Source organism: Marinobacter sp. SS5-14b (genome assembly GCF_030541005.1).
Lineage (GTDB): Bacteria > Pseudomonadota > Gammaproteobacteria > Pseudomonadales > Oleiphilaceae > Marinobacter.
This window is the reverse complement of the sequence record NZ_JASSVM010000040.1, coordinates 1-1,165: the sequence shown is the minus strand read 5'-3', so window position 1 is coordinate 1,165 and position 1,165 is coordinate 1. Positions and strand designations below refer to the sequence as shown.

The window sequence follows — 1,165 nt, the reverse complement described above, 5'->3', positions numbered from 1 at the left end:
GGAGGGTCTGATTAACGCCTGATTTATCGCTGAATCGCTTTTCAACTCGAAAAAAAGCCATTCAAGCGCGATTTTGGCGTTATCACCCTCTGTTTTGTTCGATTTTTGCCTATTTCCCGCCGTTTTGGCGGAAAACAGGCGAACTGACCCTACGACAGCAGGTATTTTTCACCCATCAGCAGGTTGCTGAACGCAGCCAGCAAGTGCAATCGGTTACTGTTTTTGGCCAAGCCGCGATAGCGAACTTTGCTATAGCCAAAGACCTGCTTGATGTACCGGAATGGGTGTTCCACTTTGGCCCGGGCGCTGGCTTTGAGCTTCTCGGCCTTTAGCTTTCGGTCGTCCAGTTTTTTACGAGAACCGGGGCGCTTGGCAATGAACCAGGATACATTTTGGCGATCTTTATGCTCATCCCGCTTTTGAATGCCAAGATAACCGGCATCACCGAACACGCGCAGCTCGTCACCGTGAAGAAGGTTGCCGGCGGACACGATGTCGTGAACATTGGCAGCGGTGGTGTCGATGCTGTGGATCAAGCCGAGCGTATCGTCCACGCCGATATGCATCTTCATGCCAAAGTACCACTGGTTGCCTTTTCTGGTTTGTCGCATCTCAGGGTCGCGCTGGCCGCTTTCATTCTTCGTGGAGCTTGGTGCAGAAATGATGGAAGCATCCACAATGCTGCCTTCACGCAGCATCAAACCATTTTTCTCCAGGTGCTTGTTCACCTCTTTGAACAACACCTTGCCAAGGCCATGGCGCTCCAGGAAATGACGAAACTTGAGAATGGTGGTTTCGTCCGGCAATCGGTCCAGCTTCAGGCCGGCGAACTGGCGCATGGATTCGATCTCATACAATGCGTCTTCCATGGCAGGATCACTGAGGTTATAGAACAATTGCATGCAGTGGACTCGCAGCATGGTCGGCAGCGGATACGGTGGCCGGCCAGTCTGGCCCTTGGGGTAATATAGGGCTACCTTCTTCTCCAACTGCTTCCACGGAATCAGCTTGTCCATCCGTTCCAGAAAAATCTCGCGGCGGGTTTTACGCTTCTTGGTCTGGTACTCGGCTTCGGAGAAGGTGATCTGATCCATGGTGGCAACGAATCCTGTGCAGTTGACGATGACCGTATTATCGCTGATTTTGAGACTTATTCAGAGCCTCC

General features: G+C 52.0%; 1 protein-coding gene. It reads right to left on the bottom strand.

The window, feature by feature from the left end; genetic code table 11:
• Window positions 1-149 precede the first annotated feature (149 nt).
• Window positions 150-1,094, bottom strand: coding sequence for an IS5 family transposase (locus QPL95_RS18520; RefSeq protein ID WP_153741791.1), 945 nt, complete (start codon window positions 1,092-1,094; stop codon window positions 150-152).
• Between the last annotated feature and the right edge of the window lie 71 nt (window positions 1,095-1,165).

Coding starts and splice junctions, on each gene's coding strand:
- QPL95_RS18520 (WP_153741791.1), bottom strand. CDS start 1,094: ATGGATCAGATCACCTTCTCCGAAGCCGAGTACCAGACCAAGAAGCGT.